This window comes from Novosphingobium sp. (genome assembly GCF_032093395.1).
Lineage (GTDB): Bacteria > Pseudomonadota > Alphaproteobacteria > Sphingomonadales > Sphingomonadaceae > Novosphingobium.
On sequence record NZ_DAMDBA010000160.1, the window covers coordinates 1 to 2,724 of the forward strand.

Sequence of the window (2,724 nt, forward strand, 5' to 3'; positions counted from 1 at the left end):
ATCGTAAACCCTCACTCTCAGGAGTTAGGGCCTCCGGCAATCCCGGTGCGGTTCAACCGGCCAACACCAGTTCGTGCACGACGGCAGCATTGTCTGCCAGCACCATGACCTTGAGCCCGAGCTGACAACATTGCCCAGCACGCGCTCCACGAGGAATGCGGTCCGGTTCCAGAGCGCGAAGGGCACCGGCCTTCCTATGAGGGATGGCAGACCTGCTGCGCCGAATTCATCAGCGGACCATCCGACCGTGATGAATTTCGACCTAGACAGGAAGATTCCGTCAGCGGGAAGACGCCATACCTGCGGTTTTCGGCCGATTCCGCAAACTGGCATAGCTCTTGATTAGCAATCCTCGAATGGCGCGACATGCGCCCAGATGGGGTTGATCTATGCCAGTTGAATTCGTTGGAGCGCTAGCTGCCCGCAATCAGTTCCAGGGGCCGGCCGGTGGCGGGCAAAACCTGGACCTGGAGTTTCTTCGCGACTTGGCGCGGGCCCACGAAAATGCCGGTTTCGATCGTGTCCTGATGCTGGGCGGCGGAGAATCCATCGTCGCAACCGGCTTTGCGGCTTCGCACACCGAAAGGCTGGGCTTCATGATCCCCTTCAGGCCGGGTCCGCTCACCCCACTGCAAGGCGCCAAGTCGCTCGCCGCGCTCGATCATGTGACGGGCGGCCGTATCCGGGTCCATGCCATCACCGGCATCACCGCCGAGCCTGGCCTGGGAGACTTCGTCACGGACAAGGACGAGCGCTACGCGCGCACAAGTGAGTATCTCGACGTTCTTCGTCGGGCCTGGACATCTGACGAGCCGTTCGATCACGAGGGCCGCTTCTACAAGCTGAAGAATGTCTTCACGCCGGTGAAACCTTTGCAGCAGCCCCATATCCCTGTCTCCTTTGGCGGTTCATCCGACGCCGCTTATCATGTCGCGGCGCGGCACTGCGATCTCTACGCCCTATGGGCGGAACCGCTTACGGACGTGAAGGAGCAGATCGCCAAACTTCACGCTGCCGCCGCAGCGATCGACAAGCCTACGCCGCGCGTCAGCCTTTCGGTCCGCCTGATCATCGGCAAGACCGAAGCGCAAGCCTGGGAACGCGCTCACGACATCGCCGACCGCCTTGCCAGCAACCGTCGCAACGCCGCCCCCAACCCGCTGTTCCACGGCGTTCAGGGCACCGGCACCAAGCGCCTCCTGGCCGCCGCCGAGCGCGGCGAACGTCATGACAAATGCCTGTGGTTCGGCACGGCGACTGCGGTGGGTGCCACCCACGATTCCACCTCGCTCGTCGGCACGCCGGACCAGATCGTCGAGGCGCTGCTCGACTACTATGACATCGGCGTCACCACCTTCCTCAACCGCGGCTACGAGCCGCTCTATGACGCGGTCGATTACGGCCGCTGGATCATCCCCGCCGTGCGCGAGGAGGTCCGCCGCCGCGAGGAAGCCGCCGCCAGAGCCGCCTCCTCCACGCTTCAGCCCGCCTGATCGGAGCCTTTCGCGATGACCACCCTTCCCCGCCGCCTGGCGAGCGAAGCCGAAGCCATAGCTGCCGCGCGCGGAGCCGCCGCGAAGATCGCCCTGCTCGCCCGCGACGCTTCGCTGAACGACAAAATTCCGCACGAAGCCGCCGAAATCCTGTCCGCCTCGGGCGTAACCAGCATCTACGTTCCGCGCGAGTTCGGCGGGCTGGGTGCCTCGATCGAAACGGTAGTGGAAACCGTGCGGATCATTTCGGCGGCGGACGGCGGGGTCGGGCAGATCCTGCAGATCCACAATGTGATGATCCGCGGCGTCTTCTCGCGCCCGGACGACGCCTTTCGGGCGCGGCTGGTCGAAGATATCTTCGCCGGCAAGCGCTTCGGCAATGCGCTGGCCGAGGGCAAAGGCAAGGGCAAGGGCGGCGGCACCCGCCTGACGCAGGACGCGACCGGGGTGTGGCGGCTCAACGGCCGCAAGACTTTCGCCACCGGATGCTACCTCGCCGAGTGGATATCCATCTCAGCCACCAGCGACGAGGGCCCTGTCGGCGTGCTGCTGCACCGCGACGCGCCGGGGTTGAAGCTGGAGGACGACTGGCATGCCTATGGCCAGCAGCATTCGGTCAGCGGTAGCATCAGCTTCGATAATGTGGAGGTCGATCCGCGCTTCGCGCCCAAAAAAGCCACAGCGGGCGGCGCGCCGGACTTCATGCCTCGCACCGGGCTGACCTGGCCGCAGATCCTGCACGCCGCGATCGATACCGGCATTGCGCGCGGCGCGCTGGAGGCCGCAGCCGCCTATATCCGCGACAACATGCGCGCCTGGCCGGAATCCGGGCTGGAGCGCGCCGCCGACGAGCAGCACACGATCAAGCGCATCGGCGAATATGCCGTCGCCGTCCGCGCGGCGGAATCCGCGCTGCGTTACGCTGCACGCACGTTCGACCGGTTCAAGGCCGATCCCGGCAACCGTGCGCTGGAAGACGAGCTGATCCTTGCCACCGCCACGGCGCGCGCGCAGTCCGACGAAGCCTCCATCTTCATAGGCAGCGACTTGTTCTCGCTGACCGGGGCCAACTCGACGCTCGATCGCTGGAATCTGCAGCGCTACTGGGCCGATGCGCGCGTCCATACCACGCACGATCCGATCCGCTGGCGCATCTATCACATCGGCAACTACTATCTGAACGGCGTGCCGCCCGACGAATACGGCCGCGCGGCCCGGCTGCGCCAGCAGG

General features: G+C 65.3%; 2 protein-coding genes and 1 pseudogene. 2 read left to right on the plus strand and 1 reads right to left on the minus strand.

Annotated elements, in window-relative coordinates; genetic code table 11:
- Positions 1–94 precede the first annotated feature (94 nt).
- Positions 95–186: pseudogene (locus tag RT424_RS24625) on the minus strand (type IV secretion system protein); the annotation flags it as partial.
- Positions 187–389: 203 nt separating this feature from the next.
- Between RT424_RS24625 and RT424_RS24235 the strand changes: the two are divergent.
- Both RT424_RS24235 and RT424_RS24240 read left to right on the plus strand, forming a co-directional pair.
- Complete coding sequence (locus tag RT424_RS24235) at positions 390–1,493, plus strand: LLM class flavin-dependent oxidoreductase (RefSeq protein WP_313443434.1); 1,104 nt, start codon at positions 390–392, stop codon at positions 1,491–1,493.
- A 15-nt stretch (positions 1,494–1,508) separates the two neighbouring features.
- Positions 1,509–2,724, plus strand: a 1,216-nt coding sequence (locus RT424_RS24240; protein WP_313443436.1) for an acyl-CoA dehydrogenase family protein, incomplete at its 3' end; no start/stop codon positions are given.